At 51.9% G+C, this 26,987-nt stretch carries 28 protein-coding genes; 8 read left to right on the top strand and 20 right to left on the bottom strand.

Annotated features, from left to right (window positions below):
* Positions 1-38: 38 nt before the first annotated feature.
* The 11 genes from ACXKZG_RS09195 to ACXKZG_RS09145 all read right to left on the bottom strand — a co-directional run bounded on the left by ACXKZG_RS09195 (position 39) and on the right by ACXKZG_RS09145 (position 13,611).
* Positions 39-1,115, bottom strand: a complete 1,077-nt coding sequence (locus ACXKZG_RS09195) for an acyltransferase family protein (RefSeq protein WP_134824374.1) — start codon at positions 1,113-1,115, stop codon at positions 39-41.
* A gap of 151 nt (positions 1,116-1,266) precedes the next feature.
* Entirely contained in the window at positions 1,267-2,373 is a 1,107-nt protein-coding gene (locus ACXKZG_RS09190; RefSeq protein WP_134824375.1) for an acyltransferase family protein, read from the bottom strand.
* Positions 2,374-2,634: 261 nt separating this feature from the next.
* Positions 2,635-3,387, bottom strand: coding sequence for an L-cystine ABC transporter ATP-binding protein TcyN (tcyN, locus tag ACXKZG_RS09185; RefSeq protein WP_134824376.1), 753 nt, complete (start codon positions 3,385-3,387; stop codon positions 2,635-2,637).
* On the bottom strand, positions 3,384-4,052 hold the full coding sequence (tcyL, locus tag ACXKZG_RS09180) for a cystine ABC transporter permease (RefSeq protein ID WP_134824377.1): 669 nt from the start codon (positions 4,050-4,052) through the stop codon (positions 3,384-3,386). The genes tcyN and tcyL overlap by 4 nt, the downstream gene beginning before the upstream one ends.
* Positions 4,052-4,855 carry a cystine ABC transporter substrate-binding protein gene (gene tcyJ / locus ACXKZG_RS09175; RefSeq protein ID WP_013202649.1) on the bottom strand — a complete coding sequence of 268 codons (804 nt, stop codon included), beginning with the start codon at positions 4,853-4,855 and terminating at the stop codon, positions 4,052-4,054. The genes tcyL and tcyJ overlap by 1 nt, the downstream gene beginning before the upstream one ends.
* A 94-nt stretch (positions 4,856-4,949) precedes the next feature.
* On the bottom strand, positions 4,950-5,936 hold the full coding sequence (locus ACXKZG_RS09170; RefSeq protein WP_013202650.1) for a D-cysteine desulfhydrase: 987 nt from the start codon (positions 5,934-5,936) through the stop codon (positions 4,950-4,952).
* Between the two features lie 90 nt (positions 5,937-6,026).
* Positions 6,027-6,530 carry a flagella biosynthesis regulatory protein FliZ gene (gene fliZ, locus ACXKZG_RS09165; protein ID WP_013202651.1) on the bottom strand — a complete coding sequence of 168 codons (504 nt, stop codon included), beginning with the start codon at positions 6,528-6,530 and terminating at the stop codon, positions 6,027-6,029.
* Positions 6,531-6,573: 43 nt separating this feature from the next.
* Positions 6,574-7,296 (bottom strand): RNA polymerase sigma factor FliA, encoded by a 723-nt coding sequence (locus ACXKZG_RS09160; protein ID WP_013202652.1) that lies wholly within the window; start codon positions 7,294-7,296, stop codon positions 6,574-6,576.
* A 144-nt stretch (positions 7,297-7,440) separates the two neighbouring features.
* Positions 7,441-8,409 carry an HNH endonuclease signature motif containing protein gene (locus tag ACXKZG_RS09155; protein ID WP_488876062.1) on the bottom strand — a complete coding sequence of 323 codons (969 nt, stop codon included), beginning with the start codon at positions 8,407-8,409 and terminating at the stop codon, positions 7,441-7,443.
* A 176-nt stretch (positions 8,410-8,585) separates the two neighbouring features.
* Positions 8,586-12,116 (bottom strand): glycosyltransferase, encoded by a 3,531-nt coding sequence (locus ACXKZG_RS09150; RefSeq protein ID WP_488876061.1) that lies wholly within the window; start codon positions 12,114-12,116, stop codon positions 8,586-8,588.
* A gap of 208 nt (positions 12,117-12,324) precedes the next feature.
* Positions 12,325-13,611, bottom strand: a complete 1,287-nt coding sequence (locus tag ACXKZG_RS09145) for a FliC/FljB family flagellin (RefSeq protein WP_265910797.1) — start codon at positions 13,609-13,611, stop codon at positions 12,325-12,327.
* A 282-nt stretch (positions 13,612-13,893) separates the two neighbouring features.
* On the opposite strand from ACXKZG_RS09145, the gene fliD reads away from it, so the two are divergent.
* From fliD to amyA, 4 genes are all read left to right on the top strand, one after another.
* Positions 13,894-15,303, top strand: coding sequence for a flagellar filament capping protein FliD (gene fliD / locus ACXKZG_RS09140; RefSeq protein ID WP_488876060.1), 1,410 nt, complete (start codon positions 13,894-13,896; stop codon positions 15,301-15,303).
* A gap of 10 nt (positions 15,304-15,313) precedes the next feature.
* Positions 15,314-15,721, top strand: coding sequence for a flagellar export chaperone FliS (fliS, locus tag ACXKZG_RS09135; RefSeq protein WP_013202657.1), 408 nt, complete (start codon positions 15,314-15,316; stop codon positions 15,719-15,721).
* Positions 15,722-16,090 (top strand): flagella biosynthesis regulatory protein FliT, encoded by a 369-nt coding sequence (fliT, locus tag ACXKZG_RS09130; RefSeq protein ID WP_151037138.1) that lies wholly within the window; start codon positions 15,722-15,724, stop codon positions 16,088-16,090. It begins immediately after the preceding gene.
* A 136-nt stretch (positions 16,091-16,226) separates the two neighbouring features.
* Positions 16,227-17,708 (top strand): alpha-amylase, encoded by a 1,482-nt coding sequence (amyA, locus tag ACXKZG_RS09125; protein WP_134824385.1) that lies wholly within the window; start codon positions 16,227-16,229, stop codon positions 17,706-17,708.
* Positions 17,709-17,816: 108 nt separating this feature from the next.
* On the opposite strand, the gene yedD is transcribed toward amyA, so the two are convergent.
* Complete coding sequence (yedD, locus tag ACXKZG_RS09120; RefSeq protein ID WP_134824386.1) at positions 17,817-18,302, bottom strand: lipoprotein YedD; 486 nt, start codon at positions 18,300-18,302, stop codon at positions 17,817-17,819.
* 162 nt (positions 18,303-18,464) lie between these two features.
* Here yedD and ACXKZG_RS09115 point away from each other — a divergent pair, with 162 nt between their 5' ends.
* Positions 18,465-18,788: a DUF6388 family protein gene (locus ACXKZG_RS09115; RefSeq protein ID WP_488876059.1), complete on the top strand. Its 324-nt coding sequence runs from the start codon at positions 18,465-18,467 to the stop codon at positions 18,786-18,788.
* Positions 18,789-19,353: 565 nt separating this feature from the next.
* A complete protein-coding gene (locus ACXKZG_RS09110) occupies positions 19,354-20,610 on the top strand; it encodes a GGDEF domain-containing protein (protein WP_346594282.1) in 1,257 nt (418 codons plus the stop codon).
* A gap of 60 nt (positions 20,611-20,670) precedes the next feature.
* Here the strand turns inward: ACXKZG_RS09110 and ACXKZG_RS09105 are convergent, their stop codons facing one another.
* The 6 genes from ACXKZG_RS09105 to ACXKZG_RS09080 all read right to left on the bottom strand — a co-directional run bounded on the left by ACXKZG_RS09105 (position 20,671) and on the right by ACXKZG_RS09080 (position 24,724).
* Positions 20,671-20,940: a hypothetical protein gene (locus tag ACXKZG_RS09105; RefSeq protein WP_151037134.1), complete on the bottom strand. Its 270-nt coding sequence runs from the start codon at positions 20,938-20,940 to the stop codon at positions 20,671-20,673.
* A 139-nt stretch (positions 20,941-21,079) separates the two neighbouring features.
* Entirely contained in the window at positions 21,080-22,828 is a 1,749-nt protein-coding gene (locus tag ACXKZG_RS09100; protein ID WP_013202664.1) for a phage EPS-depolymerase, read from the bottom strand.
* Between the two features lie 276 nt (positions 22,829-23,104).
* On the bottom strand, positions 23,105-23,401 hold the full coding sequence (locus ACXKZG_RS09095) for a hypothetical protein (RefSeq protein ID WP_488876058.1): 297 nt from the start codon (positions 23,399-23,401) through the stop codon (positions 23,105-23,107).
* Positions 23,398-23,742, bottom strand: a complete 345-nt coding sequence (locus ACXKZG_RS09090; protein WP_013202666.1) for a DUF7940 domain-containing protein — start codon at positions 23,740-23,742, stop codon at positions 23,398-23,400. The genes ACXKZG_RS09095 and ACXKZG_RS09090 overlap by 4 nt, the downstream gene beginning before the upstream one ends.
* Positions 23,739-24,206: a glycoside hydrolase family protein gene (locus ACXKZG_RS09085; protein ID WP_013202667.1), complete on the bottom strand. Its 468-nt coding sequence runs from the start codon at positions 24,204-24,206 to the stop codon at positions 23,739-23,741. The genes ACXKZG_RS09090 and ACXKZG_RS09085 overlap by 4 nt, the downstream gene beginning before the upstream one ends.
* A gap of 152 nt (positions 24,207-24,358) precedes the next feature.
* Complete coding sequence (locus ACXKZG_RS09080) at positions 24,359-24,724, bottom strand: antiterminator Q family protein (RefSeq protein WP_346594280.1); 366 nt, start codon at positions 24,722-24,724, stop codon at positions 24,359-24,361.
* A gap of 199 nt (positions 24,725-24,923) precedes the next feature.
* Between ACXKZG_RS09080 and ACXKZG_RS09075 the strand changes: the two genes are divergently transcribed.
* Together ACXKZG_RS09075 and ACXKZG_RS09070 are read left to right on the top strand one after the other, a co-directional pair.
* Positions 24,924-25,643: a LexA family transcriptional regulator gene (locus ACXKZG_RS09075; RefSeq protein ID WP_258166991.1), complete on the top strand. Its 720-nt coding sequence runs from the start codon at positions 24,924-24,926 to the stop codon at positions 25,641-25,643.
* Positions 25,644-26,034: 391 nt separating this feature from the next.
* Positions 26,035-26,214: a hypothetical protein gene (locus tag ACXKZG_RS09070; RefSeq protein ID WP_488876057.1), complete on the top strand. Its 180-nt coding sequence runs from the start codon at positions 26,035-26,037 to the stop codon at positions 26,212-26,214.
* 108 nt (positions 26,215-26,322) lie between these two features.
* Here ACXKZG_RS09070 and ymcF read toward each other — a convergent pair whose 3' ends face one another.
* Both ymcF and fliE read right to left on the bottom strand, forming a co-directional pair.
* Positions 26,323-26,508: a cold shock small protein YmcF gene (ymcF, locus tag ACXKZG_RS09065; RefSeq protein WP_420890078.1), complete on the bottom strand. Its 186-nt coding sequence runs from the start codon at positions 26,506-26,508 to the stop codon at positions 26,323-26,325.
* Between the two features lie 158 nt (positions 26,509-26,666).
* On the bottom strand, positions 26,667-26,978 hold the full coding sequence (gene fliE, locus ACXKZG_RS09060; protein ID WP_013202671.1) for a flagellar hook-basal body complex protein FliE: 312 nt from the start codon (positions 26,976-26,978) through the stop codon (positions 26,667-26,669).
* Positions 26,979-26,987 lie beyond the last annotated feature (9 nt).

Genomic DNA, 26,987 nt, shown 5'->3' with positions numbered 1-26,987 from the left:
TATTCGCCCCGTTTTTTATTGCCAGAAAGCAGACGCCCTTACTGGACGTTCAGCTTCATCCGTAACAGCTTCGGGTAGATAAACAGGTTCTTGCCGACTCCCCGATTGAGCAGCGTCCAGATAGCCACCGAGCAGCCCGAACAGAGCGCGACCATGGCGATCGGGAAGCCCACCGCCCACACCATCGAGAAGGCTTTGCTGGCAAACAGATGGTGATGCACGGCAAACAGGATCGCCGACATGCCAAAGAACTCGATAAAAATACGGTGCAGTACGTAGATTTGCAGCGTGTTTTTACCGATCCAGTTTAACCAGTTCATCGAGAAGCGGCTGTTCAACGCCCGACACGCGGCGATGCAGAACAGGATAGCGATGACGCACATAAACAGACTTTTCGGTAATCCCACCATCGCATGGATGCCCGCCAGCACCCCAATCGCGGCCCACGGCAGCACATTACTGCGATGCCACTCGCTCCAGCGGATCATCGTACTGCTGTAGAACGCGCCAAACAGGAAGAAGATAAAGTACTGCGACAGGCTTTCCGGCCCCCAGCCGGGGATGGCTTTCACTATCGCCGCATAGTTCAGTGCCGCCGCCACCAGCATCATCAACACCTTCTGCTGGCGGAACAGCTTGGCAAAAACAAAGAACAGGCCCAGCGCATAGAGATACCAGGAAGAACTCATCGCCAGCAGCATCAGCTTCAAAAACTCCCACGGCGTGGAAGCCCAGGCAGCGTTGATGTTGTCGGAGAGGTGATCGCCCATGATTTCACCGGAGACGCCGTTGATCATCAGCCACTGAATCAGTCCCCACAGAAAATAGAGATAGAACAGATTGGTGACGCGACTGGTGAATACCTGTTTCCAGGGACGATTGACAATGGCATTGGCCGCCAGCAGACCGGAGACAAAGAAGAACGCAGGCATTCGAAGCGGTGAGAGTGTGTTATTAAAAGCAACCCATAATTTCGCCGGGAAAAAACCGGCGGTTAAATGCGTTACCATATCAGCATAACCTGGTAGTACAACGTGATATAAGACAACCAACAATATACAAGCGCCTTTCAGGCTATTCACCCAGGCGATATCTTTCTTTTGAGTAGGTTTCATTATAATACTCCAGCTGTTATCGTCGTATTTTTATAAAACAGTGGCAGCATCTTTCCCGGTGCTGAGTGTAATTTTATTATTATGTGGTACAGGGTAATGCGGTGGTTCAGAAACATTCAGGGCCGATATTATCGGCCCTGAATGGAGACTGTCAGTGATTGCTGGCGATATCGGGTTTAGGCTTTGTTTTTCTCATCAATACCGGATAGAGGAACAGAGCCCGACCAGGGCCACGATTGAGCAGCGACCAGACCAGCAAAGAGACAGCAGTACAGGTACTGACGGCAACCACCGGAAGCGTCAACGCCCAAATCAGTGAAAACGCACTGTTATCGAACAGGTTGTACTGCACGGCCAGCGTCAGCACGCTCAGTCCCAGCAGTTCGATAAAAATGCGATGCAAAACATAAATCTGTAACGTGTTACGGCCAATCCAGTTCAGCCAGGCCATATTGAATCGGTTGTTCAGCGCCCGACAGAGCACAATGCCAAACACAATCGACAGCATGCAGTAGAACGGGTTCTTATACAGTCCCACCGCATGGTGCGCGACGCCGGTCAGGGCGAAGGCACTGAGGATCAGCACGTTGCGTCGGTTCATAAAACTCAGCTCGACCAGGTAGTGGCTGAAATACGCCCCTAACAGGAAGTAGACAAAGTTCTGCACCACGCTTGCCGGTCCCCAGCCTGGCACCAGGCTGAACTGCGTGGCATAGTTCATCAGCAATGCCGCCACTATCAACGCCATCTTCTGGCGATGGAACAGCTTAGCCACCACAAAATACCCCGCCAGCGCGTACAGGTACCACAGGCTGGTCATCGATAAAAACAGCAATTTCACGAATTCCTGCGGGCTTTCAGCGTAGGCTGCGTTCTTAGCCGTGGAGAGTTTCTCTCCAATCAAATTCGCTGAAATATTGTAGATACTGACCCACTGGATCACGCCCCACAGGATATACAGGTAAAAAATATTGCTGAATTTTTTAGTAAAAACCTCGCTCCAGGACTTTTTATTAATGGCACTGATTGCCAGCAAACCAGAAACAAAAAAGAACGCTGGCATTCTTAATGGCGACAGGTACTTATTAAACGCGATCCATATTTCCGCTGGCAAGACGCCGGCGGTAAGATATTGTAAAGATGGGGCGAAAGTAGTGATAATAGTGTGATGCAAAACAACCAATAGAATACAACCGCCCTTCAGCGTATTGATCCATAAAACTTCATTTTTAGTTGAAGAAGACCCAGAAGCAGACATAGCATTTAACCCAAATTAACGTAAAACTTTAGGAATTATTAACTCTTGTCCACGAAAAGGCCATGGGGTTACTCCTAATTGGCCTGATAACGACGGTGATTATCAGTCAGTTAAGCGATTTCGGGCGTTATCTCAGTCATTAAGCCAAATAAGCGCCGGGCGTAATTAAGATAATCCTTAGTAATAAGCGAATGGCAGAAACGGGGGAAACGAAAAATAACTCGCCGGGGAACCCGGCGAGGAGGAAATTAGATGAGGGAATTAATTATTGAGGAATTTCTCAAGGAACTGGCGGGTACGCGGCTGCTGCGGATTTGTAAACAGGCTTTTGGCGTCGCCCTGCTCCACAATGCGGCCCTGATCCATAAAGATCGCCCGGTCAGCCACGTCGCGGGCAAAGCTCATCTCATGCGTAACGATCACCAGCGTGCGCTTCTCTTCTGCCAGCGCGCGAATGGTGCTGAGCACCTCGCCCACCAGCTCCGGATCCAGCGCCGAGGTCGGTTCATCAAACAGGATCACTTCAGGACGCATCGCCAGCGCACGGGCAATTGCTACGCGCTGTTGCTGTCCACCGGACAGTTTGCGCGGGTAGCTCTCTTCTTTGCCCTGCAAACCGACTTTCTCCAGCAGCTGGCGGGCACGGGCAATCGCCTCGGCCTTCGGTTCGCGCTTAACGATGGTTGGCCCTTCAATAATGTTTTCCATTACCGAGCGGTGCGGGAACAGATTGAAGCTCTGGAAGACAAACCCCACCTGTTGACGCAACCGACGCACCAGCTCTTTCTGTTTGTTGATGCCCAGTGCGGCATCAATTTTAATCTCGCCAACCTGGATCGTGCCGCTTTCCGGCACTTCCAGCAGGTTGATGCAGCGCAGCAGCGTGGTTTTACCGGAACCGCTGGGGCCAATAATTGCCACCACTTCGCCGGATTTGACCTCAAGATCGATGCCATTTAGCACCGTCTGCCCGTTAAACTGTTTAACCAGATTTCTGACTTCGATGGCACTCATTTCGACTCCCGATCCTGGCGATTAACGCGATCTTCCAGCTTGCTTTGCAGGATGGAAAGTACGGTTGCCATCACCCAGTAAATCAGTGACGCAGCCAGATACATGGTGAACACTTCCAGCGTACGCGAGGTAATCAGCTGTGCCTGACGGAACAGCTCCGGCACCTGAATGGTGGCGGCCAGTGAGGTATCTTTCACCAGGCTGATAAAGCTATTGCCCAGCGGCGGCAACGCGGTGCGGGCCGCCTGCGGCAGGATAACGCGACGCATGGTCTGCCAGCGCGTCATGCCAATACTGGATGCGGCTTCCCATTGCCCGCGTTCGATCGAGGCAATGGCACCCCGCAGGGATTCGGAAGCGTAAGCGGCGGTATTCAGCGACAGGCCAATCATCGCCGACGGGATCGGATCCAGCTCAATGCCGAACTGCGGCAGGCCGTAGTAGATCATAAACAGCTGGGCGATCAGCGGCGTGCCGCGGAAAATCGACACGTAGCAGCGCGACAGCCATGAAATCGGCCAGAAACGCGACAGGCGCATCATCGCCAGAATGAAGCCGAGCAACAGGCCAAAGAACATGCCGCCGATGCTCAGCTGCAGGGTAAATACGGCACCCTTCAATAAAAAAGGTGCTGAATCCAGCACCAGTTGAATACTTTCCTGCATTATTTAGTCACGTCCGCGCCAAACCATTTTTCAGACAGTTTAGCCATGGTGCCGTCTTTCTGCATGTCCGCAATGGCTTTGTTGATCGCGTCCAGCAGTTGGGTATTGCCTTTACGCAATGCCACACCCGATTCCTGACGGGAGAATGCCGGACCGGCGACAGCCAGCGTATTGCCGGTTTTCTTCACCAGATCAAGGGCGGCCAGGCGATCCACCAGAATCGCATTGATACGGCCTACGCGCAGATCCTGATATTTCGTTGGGTCATCATCATAGGTACGGATGTCGACGCCTTTCACGTTGGCGCGCAGCCACTGCTCGTAGTTAGAGCCCAGGCCAACACCGACTTTCTTGCCGCTCAGATCTTCCGGCTTGCTGATGCTTGCCGCATTCTCTTTTTTGGTCAGCGCCTGAATACCGGAGATGGTGTACGGCGTGGAGAAGTCATATTTTTTCTTACGCTCATCGGAAATGGTCACCTGATTGATCACCACATCGATGCGTTTGGAGTCCAGCGACGCCAGCATACCATCCCATTTGGTCGGCTTCAGGCTGGCCTTCACGCCCAGGTGCTGCGCCAACGCGTCAGCGAAATCCACTTCAAAACCGGCCAGCTTGCCGTTTTCATCCTGGAAACTGAACGGCGGATAGGTGCCTTCCAGACCCACTAACAGAGAACCGCGCTCTTTTACCTTGCTGAGCAGGTTTTCATCCGCCGCAAAGGCGTTGACTGAAAAGCCCGCCACCAGCGCCAGCGACACGGCTCCCATCACCAGACGGCGACGTACCAGAGATAAATTCATAAAGACTCCACTGTGTTATTAGATTCCGACCCGCAGAATTTATTCGAGCGGCCGCGTGAATACCAGCGGCCTGCAAAGATTATTTCGTTCCAGCTCAGACCGAAGGATGATAAGCAAACAGCGCCGGAGAACCGCCGGTATGGACAAAAGCAATCGGTCCTTCACGGCGGAAACGTTTCTGCGAGATACCGTCAATTAATCCGGCCATTGCTTTGCCAGTATAGACCGGGTCAAGGAAGATCCCCTCAAGACGGGCCAGCAGCTTGATCGCTTCCATCCCCTCTTCATTCGGCATGCCGTATTGCGGGCCAAAATACTCATCCCACAGGGTGATCGGTGCGCTGGCCGTCAGTTCCAGCGAGGCCGCCAGCTGCTGCTGGATTGCCACCACTTTCGGGCGCTGCTCATCCGCTTTACGCGAGACGGTGACGCCGACCAGTTCGGTTTCTGGCATCAGCACTTCCAGCCCCACCGCCAGCCCGGCATGGGTGCCGGCGCTGCCAGACGCCACGACCACCGCGGCAAAATCCACCACACCTTCGATTTGATGCGCCATTTCCTGGGCACATTCCACATAGCCCAGCGCGCCAAGGGCATTCGATCCCCCGACGGGCACAATATAGGGACGAAAGCCCTGCGCTTCCAGCCGCGTCGCCTGTTCTTCGAGCTGTGCCGCAGGATCGTGCAATGCGTCGACCATCACCACTTCGGTGTCCATCAGATCAAGCAGCAGACGGTTGCCGTTAGACAGGTAATTAGACGCGGTGGTGGCGAGTGGATTTTCGAGCAGCGCCACGCATTTCAGACCGAGCTTAGCCGCGACGGCCGCGGTTTGACGCACGTGGTTGGACTGAATCGCACCGGCGGTAAGCAGCACATCGGCACCCTGACGCAAAGCATCGGCGGCGAGGAATTCGAGTTTTCGGAGTTTATTGCCACCGAGCGCAACGGGCGTAAAGTCATCCCGTTTGATAAAAATATCGCGGCCGAGGTAGTCAGACAGGCGTGGCAGATGCTCCAGCGGCGTGGGCGCACCCAGCAGCTCAAGCTTGGGGAATGAGGGTAAAAGATGTAAGGACAATGCAGCCTCCTGAGATGGCGCTAACAGTTATCCTTACAGTCTTACAGAAGATAGCAAAAAGGTAACGTAAAAGAGTGAGTTGATGTCACCTTAAGCGCGCTGCCAGCCTAAAAACTGGTCATATTTGCGCAGAGCAATGCGATAGTTATTATTACCGGCATCCGGTAAATCATTTTCCAGGCATTCGTGCCAGCTGTTGCCGCTGAGTTTTTCAGCAGGGAAGTTGCGCGCCGATAGCATATCGTCAAGGCGGCGCAGGCGAACGACGTATTCGCGAATGGTGCTGTGACTCATTTCGGTCTGTTCAAACAGATACTGTTTGAACGCCATAATATCGAAATAATTCGGATGCGTGTTGCAGTAGATATCACTGCAAAAACGACACAGTGCCGTCAGTTCATTTTGAAGCTTCAACCAGACCTGATCGTCGATCAGCTGGTCCATCCGGGCTATGGCCTCTTTATTTATTATCTGACCGCGAAACACTAACGCCATGCGGTCCAGTACTTTGCCACAATGTGAACAGTTACTCTGGCTGTGTTTGTAGTCTTTCAAATAGCGGCTCAACGGCCTCATTTTAGTTTTGGATCCCATCTGAGAGTCCCCGGTTGGTGTTGAGAGTGCAATACTGACTCCGTCAGCGCGCTCCCGTTAACCGGGCGCGCAGGCGTTTAATCGCCTGACTGTGCAGTTGGCTTACGCGGGATTCACCCACTTCCAGCACTGCGCCAATCTCTTTCAGATTCAGCTCTTCCTGGTAATAGAGCGTCAGAACCATCTTTTCGCGATCGGGTAAGGCTTCAATCGCTTCAATGACGCGTTCGCGCAGATTCCCTTCCATTAACTGGTGCAGTGGATTGGCCTCTTCGTGGCCATCTGTCACCAGTTCTGCGGTATCGCCGTGCTCTTCACGAAACTCGTCGTAGGAGAACAACTGGCTGTTATTGGTATCCAGCAAGATCTGCCGGTATTCCTGTAATGAAACATCGAGCGATGCAGCAACTTCCTGCTCGGTCGCCGTTCGTCCCAGCGACTGCTCGACCTTGTGCATCGCGCCGGCCACTTCACGTGCATTACGCCGCACGCTGCGAGGTGCCCAGTCACGGCTGCGCAGTTCGTCCAACATCGCGCCACGGATGCGCTGTACCGCATAGGTGGTAAAGGCGGTGCCCTGTAACGCGTCATAGCGCTCCACGGCATTCAACAGACCAATTCCCCCTGCCTGTAACAAATCATCCAGTTCCACGCTGGCTGGCAGCCGGACCTGGAGGCGCAACGCTTCATGGCGCACCAGCGGTACGTATCGCTGCCAGAGCGAGTTTTTGTCCATCACACCATCGGCGGTATAGAGATCATTCACGATGACGACCCTGCGTTAGTTAAGTTATCGGCATGATTATCCGTTTCTGTAGGGGAGATTGATTGGCTGAATAGCGGTACTAAAGGCGGGTTATTTCATTTTTGTTTAAAAAGGCGGCGCGTTGCGCAACCGCCTGCTGAGGATTTACCTTAGGGGATGAAGTTTCTCACGGGTGGCGGCAGGAACCTGCTGCCAAAGCGCACAAATCTTGCCGTCAATCTCTTGATAAAACGCACTTATTTGACTTTCATCCTGCAAACCGTGGCGGAAGTTCACCGTTCCGGTTGTCGGATGGATGGTCAGCAAGCGACTGGTGAACAGCCGTTGCAAATCGCTGCGCAAAAACAGGCCATTGTCGACGCTGTTGTCCTGTAGGAAACCATCGTCATTCTCTTGAGTATCAATATGACAGGCTTCCACCCACGGATACTGACTGTGCTCCATCAGCCGGGTGCCGGTGATGACGCAGGCGCCATAACGGGCCTTCACCGACGCGGCGAACTCCGCCTGACTGGCGCGCTGCCAAACGTTGGCTTTCACCTGTCTGCCCACCTGAGTGCCGGCAATCACCCCGGCCGGGAGTTTCAGTAACGGGCTGGTCAACACCACCACAAACTGAATACGCCGCGACACGGTGAAGCACGGATGCGCCTGGGCATCAAACAGCTGCCAGTAGTCATCCTCGCCCTCTTTACGCATCAGCGACAGTTTGTAGCCCCGGCTCGATATCAGGTTCTGTGCCGCTGCCGACGCGGGGTCCAGCATGGCGTACACCTGGCTTTCGCCCATCACCTTCCAGCGGTTCTCCTGCTTTGCTTCTGCCGTGCGGCGGAAATAGAAGAAGGACTGCTGCTGTTTGAGATAGGACTCAAATCGCCGCAGGTAGTTTTTGCGCTCGTTGTCATTGTAGACGAACAACAGGTCTTCTAACGGACTGTTGGTTTCTTCATTGGCAAACACCGCGCGGATCACCAGGTTGCGGTAGCTGGTCGAGGGGCTTAACAGCGCACGCGCCGTCAGCTCCTTCTCTTCGGGATATTTCAACGCATAGCGCTGCGCTATCTCCTCAAAGGTCAGCAAGTCCCCAGGTGTAAGGTCGACATTGAAGCGCATAGACACTCCAGAAAAGGGTAAAGCGTTCTCCCAATCGTCCAGGAAAATCGCAACGGATGTTATCTCTTCTGTTATCGGCAGAGCGTAAGGATTCTGTAAGGGGACGTTGAGGGTTTATGGAGGATATAGGGATCGTGGCAAAAAAACGGGGTGCATTATCTGCACCCCGTTTTTATTTAGTTCGCACTCCAGGCTTTCGCCCACGCTTTAACGTTATCGCCGGTCAGTATCCAGTCGCGGTAAACGATTTGCTGCAACTCTGCCCCCATCCGGGCGCTGGCATCCGGATCTGCAAGATGCATACGGATGGCATCACGCCAGTCGATAAAGCGATTGCTGACGCGCGTTACCGGCATACTGTGCCCACGGTAGCATTCTACATCGCTGCAAATTACCGGAATACCACATGAACCATATTCCATCAGACGCAGGTTACTTTTACAGCGGTTAAACAGGTTGTCTTCAACCGGAGCCAGTGCTAAATCGAGATTCAGCGAAGCCAGTTTTTCCGGATACAGACTAATATCAACGCCATGATGAATTTCATGTACATAAGGACGCAATTTCATCGGGCACATGCCAAAGAATACCCACTCAACTTCGTTGGCAAATTCTTTCACCACGTCGACAATCATTTCCAGATCGCCCGTATGACTTGCTCCTCCAGCCCAACCTACACGTGGTTTACGCCCTTGATTTCGCAGGCTTTTAAGATTTCCCCACCAGCTAACTGGCAGCTTATTAGGCACCACGACAATCTCGGTATGCATATCACCCAGCGCTTCTGCTAAGGGTTCGGTCGACACCACAAAACGGTCAAAATAACTCAGACTCTTACGAAGCTGAGCGGTGATTTCTTGTTTGAAATTACTCCGCCGATAATGCTTAATCGGCACATTCAAAATATAGTCATCCAGTTCATACACTTTGAACACGTCATGGACTTTACCGGTACGCTCAATCCAGTTATGGAACGCCGGTGCGTAACGGCGCTGAATGATCAGGCTATCCGGTTTAATCTGCCCGATTTCGCTCAGGCTGAGCAAGGTGCTACTGACACGCCCTTCTGCGATCCCTTCGTTTTGCATTGCTTCAAATGGCGTGATAACCCGATAAAAGCCACAGCCAGCAACGTCTGCATTGTGTGCCATAAAGACCGGAAGATTCGCTCGTTGAGCCGGACGCCAACTCAGCGAACTGTCGCTATTCACATCAAAATTACGACTTTTGAGAGAAAGATTGGCATTGTGGGCCGGATCGTTGGCTATTACCGGCATCCAGCGGCTATAGAGCTTATCTTCTTCCAACTGTTTTAATTTGCCTGAGGAATGAACGTTTTCACCCGCAAATGGATTGCTCCGAGCGGCCGGACGCAAAATACGGGAATAAGGCGTCCAGACCGTCAAATAACCTTCAGCACGAGCACGCAGGCAAAAATCAACGTCATCAAACAACAGGTGTCCAGGGTCAAACCCTTTCAGTGCTTCAAATACCGCTTTACGAACCAGCATGAAATCGCCTGAAACGGCGCTGTAGTTTTGGTCTAAATGCAGGCGCCCCAGATAACTCGGGGCATTATCATCCTGCCCTCGGAAAGCTTCCCCAGCCGCGCCATTCGTCCCCAACAAATAACCTGCATGGCGGATTTTGTTCTGCGAGGTAAGCTGTTTACCGCCCACAATAGCCACTTCAGGGCGTTGGCCATGATTGAGTAAATTGTCCAGCCATTCGCCATCGGTTACGGCAAGTTCACAATGCATAAAGGCCAGATAATCGCCCTTTGCCTGCCCGGCAGCCAGATTTGCCATTCCTGCGTGCTGGTAGGCACTGTCAAATTGCAGAACATGAATGTTCTGTGGATCGACCGTTGCTATGCTCTTCAGCCAGTTTTCGCGTTCAGGCGTGTGTTCATTATCAGCCACTATCAGCAGCTCATAATTATGATAACGGGTCTTTTCCAGGATCGAGGTGACGCAACTGATGAGTGACGGCAAATGCCAGTTAGCCAGAATGGCAATGGACACCTTCGGCTGGGATGGATGTTCATAGCGCAGGCGATAGTTGTAAAAACTATCCAAGGCAATTTTTGCTGTCGGATACCCACGATTATTAAGGTGTCTTTCAATAATCTCAGCGTCTTCTGTAAACGCCCGATTCACAAGATTGACCAATAATAATGGTTCAGCCAGATGCCCAACGACATGGGTCCCTTGTGATTCGATCATTTTAATAATCAGATCAAACTCGGCAGAGGCGGGATAATTCACATCAAAACCGTCTGCCGCAAGCAGTAATTCGCGGCGGAACAACCAGTGCTGCGCCATGGTTTTCGGCGAGCTTAGCAGCAGATCCAGATTGAAGTCAGGACGGAAGGCAATGCCTGTCGGTTCCCCATCAATAGTAAAGAATTCATCAGCATATATCGCCAACACACCGTCAACCTGTGGCAATGTGGTCGAGAGTGCGATTAATCCGGACGACTGAAACTGGTTACCGGCTTCAATAAAGAGGAACCAGTTATCCTGATGATCGTTAATAAGTCCGTTGATGACCTGAAGACGATTTTCATCCGTCGAAGGATAGCTGACCACGCCGTCAATATTGTCGATAACCTCACCGACCAGAATCGCTTTCACCTGTAATTTAGCCGATCCCTGAGGGATCAAGGAGGCGAGCGTCAACGGTAACAGGGCGCAATTCTGTTTGGTTACCGTGATAACCACGGCCAATTGAGTCACCTGCGGATCCTGCCGATCGCGTTCATCCAGATATTCTTGTTGGAAAGGCTTCAGTTTGCGCTCGTCCAACCAGAACTGGAAAGCCCCCTGGTTGAGATGGTGGTACTGAATTGCGCTGAGATTTTCGCGGGTAAAATTCTCCGGATCGGACAAAGGTGCGACACGCACCATATTAATCGGTGAAGTATCAGCCACGTACCACGCCGCGCGGCGTAATGTATCAAAAACGGTTTCGCGATTTTTTATGACGTGCGGTTGTCCTTCACGCGACTGTGGCTGGATATAAACTTCTGAGACACGGATTTTGCACAACGCGGTGGGGAACCAGACAAGATCGCCCTCCGTCAGCAGCTGACAATAAATGATCAGCGCGTTGACTTCCTTTAATTTTTCACCGTTTATCTCAAACAAAGAATCCGTTTTTGCCACCAGCTCCAGCAAATGCTTGCGGCGCAACAGTGATGCCGTTAACTCCCCGATCATACTGAAATGCAATGTCGCCTGATAACGCAGAAAATCCTGGCCCTTTAAAATAGCAGGCATGGCAAGAAAGGCTGAGGTTGCCACAATGTCGGGCACGGTGACACCTTTCGGATCTATACGGGTACGCTTACTGGCCGCCACGCTGCAATTGGGATGAGCTTCGAGTGCGGCTAACAAGGTGCTTACACAATGAGCTTCAAGTAGTTCAGCATCAGTCAAAAACTTAATATATTCGCCCTGCGCTTCCTGGATCACCGCCTCATAAATTCCCTCATCTTCTTTATCATAAATAAGATGACGAACAGAATGACCGGGTTGATTCAGGTAAGGCTTGAGTATTGCAGAGATGAATTTATCGCTGCTGCTGTCAGCCACCAAAATTTCACAGTGGTCATAATCCTGTTTGAGCGCGCTGATTAACGCAGCCTCAAACCAGGTGGGGATCTGAGCAGTAAGAATAATGCTGACTAGGGCTGGCTGAGACATGATGGGTAATTCTCCGGTGTCCCTGTCGGTCCGTGCAATGACAGGACACAGGGGGAATATGATTCTTTGCATCATATCGGCATACCGGCAAATCAATCGCGTAAGAAACGGTCTAAACAGGGGCTATTCTCTGACATGACGCTGCCTTCTTACAGACGAAAAAAAACCCCGCCGGAGCGGGGTTTTGACATTCATTTTTAGCGGGTTATTAGCCCTGCAGCAGAGACAGAACCTGCTGTGGTACGGAGTTAGCTTTAGACAACACTGAGTTACCAGCCTGCTGAATAATCTGTGCTTTAGACAGGTTAGACACTTCTGTTGCGTAGTCAGCATCCTGGATACGTGACTGTGCTTCAGACAGGTTAGTGGTGGTGTTGTTCAGGTTAGTTACCGCTGAATCCAGACGGTTCTGAACCGCACCCAGGCTTGAACGGAATTTGTCAACCTGTGCAATCGCTTTGTCCAACAGCGCCAGTGGGTCAGACGTTGAAGTACCGGTGTACAATGCGGTGTTACCTGTATCAGAGATATCACCTACAGTGGCAGTGGTAGCAGTAGTTGCAGTGTCACCGCCGTTGACGATATCGGCTGCAGCCACTTTGTAATCTTTGCCCTGTACAGAGACGAAGCCCTGTGCGTTGCCGCTTGCATCTGCACCAACTTTGATTGGCTGACCAGTCATCACGCCACCAGTAACGCCATTTTTGGTGTCGGTGTAGTCAACTTCAGTGGTGTTCAGTGCTACAGCGCCGCCTGAACCAACAGAAACAGAGTAGTTGTCGCTGCCTGAGGTCACAACGTAGTTGTTAGTTGCTGCACCGCCTGAATCCAGAACCGCGTGCAGTGAAAGACCACTTGCAGCTACGCCCAGACCAGATGCTACTGCTGACAGGTCAACGCTTGCTACTGCGCCGGTAGCGGCATTACCAACGGTGGTGATGCTGTCGCTCAGGCTCAGTGCATTTTTGTCTACTGAGAAGCCTTTCAGGCCCAGAGTAGAAGAGTCAATTTTCTGCAGGTCGATTGAGATGCTCTCGCCATCATTTGCGCCAACCTGGATTTTCATGGTGCCGTCTTTTGCCAGCACGTTCACGCCGTTGAACTGAGTTGTACCAGATACGCGGTCAATTTCGTCCAGACGGGATTTGATTTCGTCCTGGATTGAAGACAGGTCGGAATCGGAGTTGGTGCCGTTCTGAGACTGTACAGTCAGCTCACGAACACGCTGTAAGTTGTTGTTTATTTCTGACAGTGCGCCTTCAGTAGTCTGCGCAGCAGAGATACCGTCGTTGGCGTTACGAGCAGCCTGAGTCAGGCCGTTGATGTTAGAAGTGAAGCGGTTGGCAATTGCCTGACCAGCTGCATCATCTTTTGCGCTGTTGATACGCAGACCAGAAGACAGACGCTCAATAGAAGTAGACAGAGCAGACTGGTTTTTGTTGATGTTGTTCTGAGTGATCAGCGAGAGGCTGTTGGTATTAATTACTTGTGCCATGATAAAGTTTCCTATTAAAATCGAATCTTGTTAAGGGAGTGGGGCTTGTTTGCCGCCCGGCTTCATCGCCGTCAAACTTATTATCGTCAGCACTTAACTAACCTTTAGAATTTTTTTACTCCCAACCGCAATTTTTTCTTCACTCCCCTACTCGTTGAAATACCCCTCTCTATTACCGCTATTCGCGGAATTACCCCTGCGCAAAAAATCGTAAACTTTACTCATCACTGGCCGATAACCACGGTATTCATTCTCCGTGTTGACTCTATTAAGGAAACATCTATGGCCACTATTTCTACGTTGGGTATCGGCTCAGGCCTTGATTTAGCTTCTATACTGGACAGTCTGCAAACTTCCGAGAAGGCTGCATTAACACCTATCTCTACGCAGCAGTCTTCCTATACAGCCAAACTCAGTGCTTACGGCACGCTGAAAAGCGCGCTGACCACGTTTCAGACCGCGAACACCACGCTGAACAATGCCGACTTATTTAGCACGACGAAAACCACCAGCAGCTCCAGCGCCTTTAGCGCCACGACTGCTGCGGGTGCCGTCGCCGGTAAATATACGGTAAGCGTGAGCCAGCTGGCCGCCGCACAAACGCTGACGTCAGCGGTACAGACCAGCAACACCACGGCGCTGGCCACCACTGACAGCACCCTGACCTTTCAGAATGCGAAAGGGGATGCGGCGGTTAGCGTCTCGATTCCTGCTGGCACCTCTTCACTGACCGGCATTCGTGACGCGATCAATAAGTCTGATGCCGGCGTCACCGCCAGTATTATTAAGACCGGTGACGGCAGCTATCGCCTGTCGATGACCTCCAAAGACACCGGGACTGACAACGCGGTGACCATTGCTGTGACCGGCGACAGCGCCATTCAGAGCATGTTGAGCTACGACGGCACCTCAAGCAGCAATATGACGCAGAGCGTCGAGGCGAAAAACTCACAGCTGACCGTGAATAACGTGGCGATTGAGAACAGCAGCAACACCATCAGCGATGCGCTGGAAGGGATTACGCTGAATCTGAACGACGTGACCACCGGTAACCAGACGCTGACCATTACCAGCGATACCTCTAAAGCGTCCAGCGCGATCACCGCGTGGGCGAATGCTTACAATACCTTGCAGGACAGCTTTGCCAGCCTGACCAAATATACCGCTGTCGATGTTGGCACCTCTGCACAGGACACCAGCAACGGCGCTCTGTTAGGTGACAGTACGTTGCGTACCATTCAGTCGCAGCTGAAAACCATGCTGACCAATGCGCAGAGTTCTTCAACCTATAAATCGCTGGCGCAGATTGGCGTCACTTCAGACCCGTCTACCGGCGAGCTGGAAGTGGACGACGACAAGCTGACTGCTGCGCTGACCAGCGATCAGGACGGCGTGAAGGCGATGATTATCGGTGATGGCAAAACCAACGGTATTGCCACCACCATCGCTACCAATATCACCGGCTGGTTATCCAGCAGCGGCATCTTGCAGGCAGCGACAGATGGTGTCAGTAAAACGCTGAATAACCTGACCACGCAGTATAACGCGGCCAGCACGCGCATCGATGCCACTATCGCGCGTTACAAAACCCAGTTCACCGCACTGGATGTCATGATGAGCAAACTGAACAGTACAAGTAGCTATCTGACGTCGCAGTTTGAAACATCAAGCAGTTCTAGCAGCACTAAGTAAAGGAGACAAAATGTATAGCGCAAGCGGTACCAAAGCCTATGCAAAAATCGGTGTGGAAAGCGCAGTGATGAGCGCCACGCCGGATCAACTGGTCACCATGCTGTTCGACGGGGCGCTTAGCGCCCTGGTTCGTGCCCGGTTATTTTTGCTCGATGGCAACATTGCTGGCAAAGGAGAGTCGCTCTCCAAAGCTATCAACATTATTGAGAACGGCCTTAAGCAGGGTCTGGATGAGAATAAAGGCGACGAGCTTGCTGATAATCTTGCCAGTCTTTACCGCTATATGGTCCACCGGCTGCTTAAAGCCAATCTGCATAATGACGCCGAAGCGATTCTGGAAGTCGAAACGTTGCTGCGCAACATTGCCGATGCCTGGAAAGAAGTTTCTGCAACTAACGCCCTTCAGGACGCCGTTTAAATGAATATTGCTCCGCAGCTGCTCACGATTTACCAACAGTTATTAGTCCTCAGCCAGTCTATGTTGCGCCTGGCAAGCGAAGGTAAATGGGATGAACTCATTGAAATGGAAGTCGATTACGTCAGTGCGGTAGAAATACTGGCGGAGAGCACCAAGCTTTCCCCTGTTCCGGATCAGACACAGGATCAGCTGCGTCCTGTGCTGCGCCATATTCTTAACAACGAAGCCGAAGTGAAAAGCCTTTTGCAGTCGCGGATGAGCGAGATCTCCTCGCTGATTGGCCAGGCAACCCGGCAGAAATCCGTCAATAAAGCCTATAGCGGAATGCAGGGTGTTGTGCTGTTCCCGCAGGGATCACAAGGCGCATAAAAAGACCTTTTTCAGTATGAATTCAACTCACACCAGCCGGCGGGCAGAACGCTAAACTTTTTTAGCTTCTGACCCGCGCTTTTCTCTCCGCCTGCTCCATACTTCAGATCCCAGCCTGAACACCCGGAGCAAGGACATGCCTAATTCGACCCTGTTGCAATTCTTCCATTGGTACTATCCCGACGGCAGTAAACTCTGGCCCGAAGCCGCCGAACGAGCGGAAAAACTGGCTGAAATCGGCATCACCGACGTCTGGTTGCCGCCTGCCTATAAAGGCGAATCCGGCGGCTATTCCGTCGGCTATGACAGTTACGATCTGTTTGATTTGGGCGAGTTCGATCAGAAAGGCTCGCGTGCCACCAAGTATGGCGACAAAGAACAGCTGAAAGCCGCGGTGGACGCCCTTCGCGCGCACCAGGTTGGTGTGATCATGGATGTGGTGCTCAACCATAAAATGGGGGCAGATGAAAAGGAACGTATTCAGGTTAACCGCACCAACCCCGACAACCGCGATGAGATCGATCCTGAAGCCTTCGAAGCCGATGCCTGGACCAAATTTACCTTCCCGGTCCGCGCGGGCCAGTATTCAAAATTTGTCTGGGATTATAAGTGCTTCAACGGCGTTGATTACATCGAAAACCCCGACGAAAATGGCGTATTCAAAATCGTTAATGATTACACCGGCGAAGGCTGGAACGATCAGGTCGATGATGAACTGGGCAACTTCGATTATCTGATGGGTGCCAACATCGACTTCCGCAATCATGCCGTCACGGAAGAGTTAAAGTACTGGGCGCGCTGGATGCTGGAACAACTGCCCTGCACCGGCTTCAGGCTGGATGCGGTTAAACATATTCCCGCCTGGTTCTATAAAGAATGGATCGAGCATATTCAGGAAGTCGCTGAACAACCGCTGTTTATTGTTGCGGAATACTGGTCGCACGAAGTGGATAAGCTGCAGCAGTACATCCATCAGGTCGAGGGCAAAACCATGCTGTTCGACGCCCCGCTGCAGATGAAATTCCACAATGCCTCCCGCGAAGGCGCCAGCTACGACCTTAGCCAGATTTTTAATGACACCTTGGTTGAGAAAGATCACTGGCATGCGGTGACCATCGTCGCCAACCACGACACGCAACCGCTGCAGTCGCTGGAAGCGCCGGTCGAACCCTGGTTCAAACCGCTGGCCTACGCGCTGATCCTGCTGCGGGAACAGGGTGTTCCGGTGGTGTTCTATCCGGATCTGTTCGGTGCCAGCTATGAAGATGAAGGTGGCGACGGCGAAAATCACCACATCGATATGCCGGTGATCCCGGAGCTGGAAGCCTTGATCCGCGCCCGTCAGCTGTATGCGCACGGCGTACAGACCGAGTGGTTCGATCATCCCAACTGTGTGGCGTTCGCGCGCAGCGGAACCGAAGAACAGCCGGGCTGCGTGGTGATCCTGTCAAATGGTGACGCAGGAGAAAAATCGTTGCCAATGGGCGAGGCGCTGGCAGGGAAAAGCTGGCGGGATTATCTTGGCCATCAGACGGAGACCATTACCGCTGACGAACAGGGGAACGCGGTGTTCCGCTGCAATCCCGGCAGCGTCAGCGTGTGGGTGCTGACGGAATAGCGCCCGGACTGACGGGTAATGATTGGGCAACCCGAAGGTGATTTGCTCGATTCGGCAGTTTCTAAATAACAACAGGCCGTCTGGGGATCCTCAGACGGCCTGTTTTGCTTAAGACTTGGCGTTTTTGAACGACGCTTTATGGTGCTTTTTAGCGCCGGATTCGGCAGATTTGGCTTTGGTGGCAGTAGCAACCGCATCGTTTTCATGGGCCAGCGCCTGCTGACACTCTGCCGTTGGCTGATTGACGCGCTGCAGAACCAGCTTGTCATAATGCAACTCGGTGCCTTCCAGCTCCAGCGGCATCACCCGGACGTCTTTATTGACGTTAACCCAGTCGCCTTTAAACAGCGTGATCTTGCCAGGTTTAGCAATCACCCGCTGCCACTGACGGCAATCCAGCGTGTCGCCTTGCGCAGTAATAATCAGGCTGGCAATCGCCTCCTTACTGACCAGACCTTTCTGTGGTCCCATGCTCTGCCAGTTTCCGACCAGGTTCGCCGGCGGTGGGGTTTTTACTGCACCCTGATAGTTGGGTATATCTGCACAGCCAGCCAGCGTGACGGCGGCTAAGGTCGTAATCATCCACTTTTTCATTTTCAGTTCCAAATTCTGCAGTCAGGCGCTACGGTATAATTTCTCCTTATTCACCGCAACAATTACCGCAACAATTCCCGCAGGCACTGACCTTACCGTCGCCATTTCACCGCAGCCCGCAGCCGTGTAAACTAGCGCCCATTACTGACCGCAGGATTTTTTATGAAAAGCATTGAAGAGTATTACGCCATCGCGCGCGTTCTTTTTCTTGAAGCACACCCGGAAATCAAAACCGGCATTGCTCAACTCACCGACGCCGATGCGGCCAAACTGGGCATGACCCTGCCCCAGTTACAGGATATGCAAACCGACCGCGCCTATGCCGCGTTCACCCGTGAGAAAAAGCTCGACGGCATGCTGTTCGCCATTCAGCTAGCCGAACCGGATAAAGTGGTCGCAGCGGAGGCCATTGAAGCTTACCTGCGTCAACATGCGACCGCACTCGGCATGAGCTGGGAAGAATTCTGCATCAAGAACGAACTGTAATCCCCTTCACTGGCCTGTAACCGGGCCAGTGATTACGATGACCCGCATTTTGCCCCCACAACTTTTTCTGCTTTTTAGCTGCTAAGAATGCTCCCAAATCGAAAAGGGCAGCAGATTATCGTTCGAAAATCACAGGCTATTACGATATATATGCTAGCGATTGCCCTTAACCTGTCAGCTATGTTGTTCACGCCAGTTACGCCTGGTAGTGATTGAAATTAAACAGCCTTAGCGATATTCTGAGCGGCACACCAGCCGAATTAAGAATATTCTTAAACCATGGCTTTACTGCGAGTGGATGCCACCCTTACACACTTTTCACCCTGAGAAATGTGTACCAGGGAGCCGGCCGCAGTCGGACATGACACGGTAGTTACCGCGCAGACAGTCTTCGCCGGACTCCGGTAAGCACCTTGAGCCATAAAAAATGCAAATTAATAAATATAAGTTTGACCAGGTTATATTCTTATTTTTTCTCGCATTATGTTTAGCGACCCTGGGCCTGCATTGCCGTAGTTATCAGGCACTTTCTCTTTTCTGGCCGTGTAATGCCCTGTTATTAGGGGTGCTGATCCGCTTTCCTCGCTTCGATACCCTTTCCAGCCTGCCGGCGATGTATCTCGGCATGGTCGCCGCCGATCTGCTGTACGGCACTCCGGTTGTTGTTTCGCTGGGAATGGATGCCGCGAATATCGCCTTTGTGACGGTGGGCAAGGCGGTGCTGCTGTCACCCTATCTGACGCGTCCCTATCCGCGACGACTGCAGGCCTTGATCCGCGTCTTCCCGGCTTCCATTATCGCCGCCGCGGTGTGTGCCGCCATTGGCTCCTTCGCCGGCCAGCGTTATTTTCATGATGATCTGATGCAAGGATGGATCTCGTGGTTCTGCGAACAGGTGTCCACGTCGATCCTGATCCTGCCATTGGTGATCACCTTCCCGCGCCGCGATGAGCTGGACCAGCTGTTCAATGAACTCCGCGAAAGCAATCTGATGCCGCTGGTGATGCTGCTGGTTTCCACCGTGTGCGGCATTTATGTTGGCGGTGGCGGCAGCCTGATCTTCCCGCTGCCTGCGCTGATGTGGTGTGCGGTCAGCTATCCAATCTTCTTTACCTGCCTGCTCACGCTGTTAACCGGTATCACCGAAATCATCCTGGTGGCCAGCAAAGTGCTGACTATCCAGGGCTCCGATGATTTCTTCCGCATCGACAGCCTGGCTTCGGCCCGACTGGGCGTTGCCGCGATGACCATCAGTCCGTTGATTGTGGCATTGAGCACCACCGCCAATAAAAAGCTGGTGGCGCGCATTACCAAGCGGGCGGATTATGATTTCCTCACCGGCGCACTGACCCGCAGCGGCCTCTCCTCGCAGCTGAACGCGCTGATTGCCCGCAAGAATAAAACCAGCGGCTTCTACGGCGCGGTTTTCGTGGTGGATATCGATCGTTTCAAAAACATCAATGATACCTACGGGCACGCGGCCGGCGATCAGGTGCTGGCAAAGACGGTGGAGTGCATCCGCCAGTCGCTGCAACAGACGGCAATCATCAGCAGGATGGGTGGCGAGGAGTTTTTGGTGTTGATAGAGGGGATTTCTCAGCCAAGAGCGTATCTGCTGGCCGATCGGCTGCGCCAAAGCATCGAGCGCAATACCATTATGCTCAACGAGCAGAACCTTAGCGTGACGGTGAGTATTGGCATCAGTACCTTGCACGTGATTGATGCGGGCAGTCTGGACGAGTCGATTAAAAATGCCGATGAGCAGCTGTACATTGCGAAAAGCAGCGGCAGAAATCGCGTCAGCCCGGAGTTCGTGCTGTAGTCCCTGCCACAAAAACAAAACAACCCGCCGTGGCGGGTTGTGTTCACTCAGTCTGAATTATCAGGCTTCGTTGTCGATACGGTTCGCTTCAATTTCCATATCCTGAATGCTTTTATCTAATTCATCGAGAAGCTGACCCTGCTTAGTTAGCAGGTCATTCACCCTTTCCGCGAATTCGGGATGTTTGTACTCACCCTGATCAAAAGCCAGCCAGTGAGCTGAAAGCGTTTCCACATTGGATTGGGCATAGTGGCGCATTTCTTTTAACTGAGAAGTCACATCGCGTACGTGTTCAGTCGGAGATTTACGTTCTTCGGTGTTATCACTCATGCGTTTATCCTTCTGGGTTAAAAAATCACTCATCAATTCTGACCGCTGCGTTTCGCAGAAGTTCACAACAATTTTTTAACCAACAAAGTAAAACACTGAAAAAGGCCGCCATCACTGGCGGCCGCTGCTGTTTTACAGGTCAAAAATAGGCGATTTTGCGGTCCGTACCGTTGATGTTAACGGTGATATAGCCCGCTGCCGTGGTGGTGGTTGGCGCGGTGGCCGCCACGGTAGCCACCGTAAGTACCCCCTTCTCGTTCGCCCCAATTCCCGCCAGACCGTTATGCAGGCTCATCCTGGCATTCGGTGAGGTGGTGCCGATGGTGGTGCTGTCGGTCACTTCGCTGAGATCCGGGGTAAAGAGGTTACATTCGCCCGACTCAAAACGACTCGGCCCGGTCGATTTCAGGTTGAACATCATGTCGCCGCTGGCGGCTTTCAGCTTGACCCAAATTTCGGCGTAGGTCACACCGATGCGGTTCAGCTTTACGTCCAGCACCGCCGGGGAACCTTTATGCTGAATGTCAGCATAGATGGCGGTTGAACAACGCGAGATATTCAGCCAGGTCATACAGGAAGAGAGCGCCGTGACCGGGTTACCCGCCGTGCCCGTCAGGACATCGTTAGTGGCTTTACTGATCATCTCCACCACCCACTGCTGATTATCCTTCGGCATGTTGATTTTGCCCAGCTTGTACCATTTGTCGCTGGTCGAGGTATTGGTCACCTTGAAGCCGGTGTACCAGCCCGCCTTCATCGAACCGGTCATGGTTGAGCCAAAACTCTCATCGCGACGCCAGCCGTATTCATAGCCTGAAAGCCAGCGAGGTGACGTGGTATCCAGACTGACTTTACCGCCGGACTGCAGATTCAGCTGGCGGATCTGCACGCGTCCATTATTCATATTGAACGGATTGGCACAGTCTTCCAGATTCAGGGTATCAATCGTCCAGCCACCATCACTCAGGTCGCCCGGAAAGCGTGTATGCTCAATCCACACGTTACGCAAAATACCTTGCGTGACGCGCGGCATATACAGCGTTGCATCACCATAGCCGGTCTGGAAATTCGCATTGGTTAACTCAATCGCCGTTGAGTGATCCCAGACACCGGCCGCGGTGTCTGACCAGCCAATATCAAACACCCGGCCATAGGTGGTTAGGGTATAGATCTGGTCAAATTTCGAATCCAGGGTATCCAACAGCTTGATGACCGTGCCGCCATTGTTTGATGCCCGGAAGCGATTAATCACCACCGACTCCCCCGCAACGATGGTATTTTCAAAAAACGGCTGCTGGTTGGTACACATCGCTGAGGTAATCGCCGCTTTATTGGTGGTGATATCCGCCGTGGCCTGGCCATTCCACGCGATGCCCTTGATGGCCACGCGCCGTGCCTGCACTTTGAATACCGGTGCGGTGGACTTGTTGGACACGATGGTGGTGCGTGGCATGGCACCATGGGGATTGTCATCGCCGTAGATATAAAAGAAGGCGGCGTCGGTCCCGGTATAATCGATGGGATTAATCAGGAACTTTCCGGCCGGGAAGCGCACGCCGAGATCTTTGGCGTTGGTATTAAAGGTCTGCGCCCAGCTCATCATCAGCTTGAAGGCGCCACTGTCATCGGTCACGCCGTCACCCTTCCCGCCAAAGTGATAGATGTTGAGTTCATCCGGATCGTGAATGACGCGTTTCCAGTAAAACGTGCTGCCGGCTGCCAGCGTGCCTGAATCATCCGCCGGCGGCGTTGCGCTGAGGAAACCGACAAAATCACCGCCGCCACGGAATGTGGAGTCTTTGTCGTAATAACGGCGCAGAATAGCCAAATCGCCAGCTTTGGCAGGTGCAGTTGTTCTTAATTCAGCAAATGAGTTAACTTCAATCATAATAACCTCCGCGGCGATAAGCCGTAGCGAATCGCCTAAATGAAAAATTCATTAAAGGAATAATAAAAGATAAGTCATAACTCCTGAGGGATAACATCACCCGTTCCCTGTGGGTGAATGGGTTAATCTTCCTTTTTAGTTGCGCAAACTTTATTCCAGGTATCGTTGTGGACGTTAATTTCCTTCACCGTCCTGATATCAATGACCTGCCAGTCCTTACCGTAAGTACGGATGGGTGAAAATAACGTACAGGAGGAGTCCTGAATAAGCTGAGGACTATTGTGGGCTGTTCCATGTTGAGTCGCGCAGCTTGTTACGAGCAGCGTCATCAGTAAGCACGTTATTACTGTCCTGAACATTTTTAACCTCCTTAATATCCATAGCCTGTTTATTGGCGACGATAGCCACGCGATCGGCTTCCTGCTTTGCCGCCGTGACGTCAGAGGTGGCTTTTTGCTGCACCTTGCCGATTTTTTTGCCGCCAAACCAGCTGGCGATTAACGCGGCAAACACCACCCCGATTGCAGCCAGCCCATGCCAGCTGCCGGTAAAAAGAGAAAGAAGTGTGCTCATGCTTTACCCTCCGTTGCCTGGCGCTGTATGGCTAACGTTTTCTGCCGAACAAACTGGGCGATAACCGCCATCGCGACCATAAAAGAGGCGACAAATCCGAGATAATGCTGCGGCATAAAGGTCTTCACATCTTCCGGTAATGCGGTCCAGGCATTCATCGCGGAATCCGGGAATGACTGGGCCCAGGCGCCGATGGCGGAACCGGCTGACGCCAGCCAGACCGACCAGGTCTTAAACAGCAGTTTGGTATGGGAGACCAACTCGATTTTGCCGTGCTTGCTTACCCACCAGACCAGGAAAATCACCGCCAGCACAATCAGTAAAAACAGAATGAATTTCATATAACCCCCTGATAAGCATCATACGTACCGCTGCGCATCACCTGCGCCAGTCGTTTTGCCCGCTGCGGCGTTTGCCGTGCCCACAAGCTGCTGAGCATGCCTTCCGCCGCGCCATCGAAATGACCGTTTGAGATCATCACCAGCGTATTTTTGAAGGCTGCCAGACCATCAACACCCAGCTGATAGGCCATGCTGTACAGCACATCGGCACGCGCTGGATTACATTGCTTCAATGCGGCGACAATAGAAGGACGCGTATTCATCAGCTGAATTTTGTCATCCAGCATTTTTTGCATCCAAATATCGCCAACCGTTTTTGGCACGGTAAATTGATAATTAACCAGCGAAGCATCTTTGGGACCGATAACGATCCCACAGGCAACGGTTGGATAACCTTCAGTGTCAATATAAGGCCGATCCTTATATCCTTCTTCATAGGTTAATATCTGTATTATCTTACTCATTCCCCACCTCCTCATGCGAAAACAGGCACCAGCCTGAATTCATGTAAAGTGAATTCCCCGGTATTGAAAGTGCTTCAAGGGTGAAGATTAAATTGCCTTTTTAACATCATGGATCGGTAATTGCGTACGCAACCACTTTTTCTGAAAATAAATTATTTTTCACATTCAAGCGTTATATCCAGCGCGGATAACACCCCTTCGACAAAACCTTCTGCGGTCTGGAGTTGCTTGCGAATGGTGCCGTCGGCGCAACGGCGTCGGCGGGCAATGGAGCGAAGTGAAATTCTGAACAGATAGTGAGCAACCAGCAGCGCATGTTCATCAGGATGATTTTTTTTCAGACGGCTGATGCAGCTGTCGAGCAGAATGCCGTCGTTGTCACTGCAGACAGGACGGGGAACCGGTGAGGAGGTAATCAGACCACGGAAACCGGCCGCAACAGAAGAGTAACCGATACCATTGCGATCGGTGGCCGCCCAGCCGCCCCAGCTTTCCAGTAATAGCTTGATGTCTCGCATAATGACTCCTTAAATCAGCATTCAGGCAGGTAACGAGCCGATCTATTCGGCACTTTTCGTAAACACCTGCTAAGTTCAAGTCGGCAGATCTGACCCAAATCTCGGGATAAATCTGCGTCATACGAAGACGTCGGATGCGTTGCCAGCGATTAGGCTGGGCGGCCAGATTGTGAAAGAGCGGTAAATCCGATAGCATTCCGTGGCGCTGAATATCCTTCTTGCTATTGCTTATGATAAATTAATAGCAATAGCTATTAGCTTCGTCAATAGCAAAGCGTGTTTGACGAAAAATAGCCTTCGCTATAAATTCTGGTATATGAAACCGAATACACTCGCTTACCGACTGAACATGGCTATGTCCATGATGGGAATTACCCAGGGTGCTTTAGCTAAAGCCTCCGGCGTATCGCAGCCTACAATCTGGCGTCTGACCAAAGGGGAAGCAGAAGGCTCCCGCAAACTGGTCGACATTGCCCGCGCCCTCGACGTGAACGTACAGTGGCTGGCTAACGGCGAAGGAGAGATGCGCGGCGCCTCCGCCATTAGCGCCATTGACAAAGTAAAGAGTGGTACTACTATTTCCGTTTGGGGGCCAGATGGAAAAACAGGAGAAGTGGTCTCAGCCCCTAATGGCGCAAAGGCGAAGAAGAGCTGGCGAGCCTATATTCTTGACCGCAACAGCGGTTGCTCAGAAGCCACCGCTGGCAGCATCGTCATCATCGACACTGAAGTACCAGCAGAATCTGGAGATTTGGTGATTGCAAAGGTCAATTCCCGCCTCTCCGTATACCGTTATCTTGAGGGCCCCTCTAATGGTTTTTTAACCGTAGATGATCCCAGATTGCCCGCTGTAGAGCTCTCTGACGAGTCAGAACTGACGGGTGTTGCAATCTTCCTGATCCGTGATTTAAGACGGTAAGTACTGACATCCTGCCCTTGCAGAATGGTTTCCTTGTATCGCCCTCCGGATACTCTGTGCAGTACAGATATCATCAGTTACTCCTCGCAAATTCCCCCCTCTGTGACAGTTAACCTGCACAGGGGTTTTGACGCATTGATTCAACTGAATAGATTAGTAAAGCTTTCTATAACATCGCCAGAATAAAGCGTAAAAAAAGCGATAAAAAAACATTTTTGCGTTTAAATTCAATGACGTAAATCTATAAGCACAGTTATTTTCATCATAACCATTGATATTAATAATAACTATGGCTATCGTTTTTAGGAGGGGATATATTTATGCTGTTAACTGATTTAATGGTCATATTTTCCCTGAATGAATACCAGCCAGCCGTAAAAATCAGGAGGTTATGATGACCACGATCATCTGGAAAGCGTGCCAGCAACATGGCACCAGCAAAAGTCGTTACAAAGCCCGCCGAGCAGAAGCCCTGGCGCGGCGACAGCGCGATCGTCGGTTGGCCAGTAAGATAGCTGAAGCGCTGAATGGGTGCAGCCAACGCGTGGGGAAATCGGTCAGGGATACGTAAGTGATTTTGGGGTAAGCGAGGGGAAAATGCAGTATTACACCCTGATTGCAGCGTTGAAGTGCTGGGTTAGTGACTCACCCGATTTTCATTCGCGGCAATCAAGAGTTTTTACGGTCGAAGTGTGTTAGTGAGCAAATGAGTAAGAGTCTGAGCGCTGGCCTGCATTCCGGCTTTGCAGAAAATACAGTTAGCACCGTGGGGATTTTTTGGCGTGATGTTATGGGGCGATAAACGGAACTGACATCCATGACATGACGGGCATTTGAATCTGATAATAGGAATAATAACCTTCATAAACTGTGAACAAGAAGAAATTACAATATCACTCCCCGACGCTTCTGTCCGAATTATCTGGGGGGTATTAGTCTTAAAAGTAACATTAATGCAACAAGACCTGAGCACATGCCCGCCGCCATGCGGGCTTTTTTGTGCCGTCACGTCTCTTACACCCACTAAACCTGCATGTTCATAATGTCGGTGTACGCACTCACCAGCTTGTTACGCACCTGAATCCCCATCTGCATCGACACCGACGACTTCTGCATATCCACCATCACATCGTTCAGGTTGATGCCTGGCTTACCCAGCTCAAAGTCCTGCGCTTGCGTGCGGGCTTCATTCTGCGTGTCGCTGATTTTGTTCAGTGCGGCTTTCAGCTCACCGGCAAAATCCGCATGGCTGGAGGCATCGGTACTCTTGCCGCTGGCCTGAATCGCTGCGGTTTGCAGCTGCTGCATAACACTTTCGATACCCTGAATTGACATGTTTTACCT

It is taken from the genome of Erwinia sp. 2186, assembly GCF_057812255.1.
The sequence above is the reverse complement of the archived record's forward strand: the minus strand, read 5'-3'. Positions and strand labels throughout refer to the sequence as shown.

Coding starts and splice junctions, on each gene's coding strand:
- ACXKZG_RS09195 (WP_134824374.1), bottom strand. CDS start 1,115: ATGAAACCTACTCAAAAGAAAGATATCGCCTGGGTGAATAGCCTGAAA.
- ACXKZG_RS09190 (WP_134824375.1), bottom strand. CDS start 2,373: ATGTCTGCTTCTGGGTCTTCTTCAACTAAAAATGAAGTTTTATGGATC.
- tcyN (WP_134824376.1), bottom strand. CDS start 3,387: ATGAGTGCCATCGAAGTCAGAAATCTGGTTAAACAGTTTAACGGGCAG.
- tcyL (WP_134824377.1), bottom strand. CDS start 4,052: ATGCAGGAAAGTATTCAACTGGTGCTGGATTCAGCACCTTTTTTATTG.
- tcyJ (WP_013202649.1), bottom strand. CDS start 4,855: ATGAATTTATCTCTGGTACGTCGCCGTCTGGTGATGGGAGCCGTGTCG.
- fliZ (WP_013202651.1), bottom strand. CDS start 6,530: ATGGGATCCAAAACTAAAATGAGGCCGTTGAGCCGCTATTTGAAAGAC.
- ACXKZG_RS09155 (WP_488876062.1), bottom strand. CDS start 8,409: ATGCGCTTCAATGTCGACCTTACACCTGGGGACTTGCTGACCTTTGAG.
- ACXKZG_RS09150 (WP_488876061.1), bottom strand. CDS start 12,116: ATGTCTCAGCCAGCCCTAGTCAGCATTATTCTTACTGCTCAGATCCCC.
- ACXKZG_RS09145 (WP_265910797.1), bottom strand. CDS start 13,611: ATGGCACAAGTAATTAATACCAACAGCCTCTCGCTGATCACTCAGAAC.
- fliD (WP_488876060.1), top strand. CDS start 13,894: ATGGCCACTATTTCTACGTTGGGTATCGGCTCAGGCCTTGATTTAGCT.
- fliS (WP_013202657.1), top strand. CDS start 15,314: ATGTATAGCGCAAGCGGTACCAAAGCCTATGCAAAAATCGGTGTGGAA.
- fliT (WP_151037138.1), top strand. CDS start 15,722: ATGAATATTGCTCCGCAGCTGCTCACGATTTACCAACAGTTATTAGTC.
- amyA (WP_134824385.1), top strand. CDS start 16,227: ATGCCTAATTCGACCCTGTTGCAATTCTTCCATTGGTACTATCCCGAC.
- yedD (WP_134824386.1), bottom strand. CDS start 18,302: ATGAAAAAGTGGATGATTACGACCTTAGCCGCCGTCACGCTGGCTGGC.
- ACXKZG_RS09115 (WP_488876059.1), top strand. CDS start 18,465: ATGAAAAGCATTGAAGAGTATTACGCCATCGCGCGCGTTCTTTTTCTT.
- ACXKZG_RS09105 (WP_151037134.1), bottom strand. CDS start 20,940: ATGAGTGATAACACCGAAGAACGTAAATCTCCGACTGAACACGTACGC.
- ACXKZG_RS09100 (WP_013202664.1), bottom strand. CDS start 22,828: ATGATTGAAGTTAACTCATTTGCTGAATTAAGAACAACTGCACCTGCC.
- ACXKZG_RS09095 (WP_488876058.1), bottom strand. CDS start 23,401: ATGAGCACACTTCTTTCTCTTTTTACCGGCAGCTGGCATGGGCTGGCT.
- ACXKZG_RS09090 (WP_013202666.1), bottom strand. CDS start 23,742: ATGAAATTCATTCTGTTTTTACTGATTGTGCTGGCGGTGATTTTCCTG.
- ACXKZG_RS09085 (WP_013202667.1), bottom strand. CDS start 24,206: ATGAGTAAGATAATACAGATATTAACCTATGAAGAAGGATATAAGGAT.
- ACXKZG_RS09080 (WP_346594280.1), bottom strand. CDS start 24,724: ATGCGAGACATCAAGCTATTACTGGAAAGCTGGGGCGGCTGGGCGGCC.
- ACXKZG_RS09070 (WP_488876057.1), top strand. CDS start 26,035: ATGATGACCACGATCATCTGGAAAGCGTGCCAGCAACATGGCACCAGC.
- ymcF (WP_420890078.1), bottom strand. CDS start 26,508: ATGAAGGTTATTATTCCTATTATCAGATTCAAATGCCCGTCATGTCAT.
- fliE (WP_013202671.1), bottom strand. CDS start 26,978: ATGTCAATTCAGGGTATCGAAAGTGTTATGCAGCAGCTGCAAACCGCA.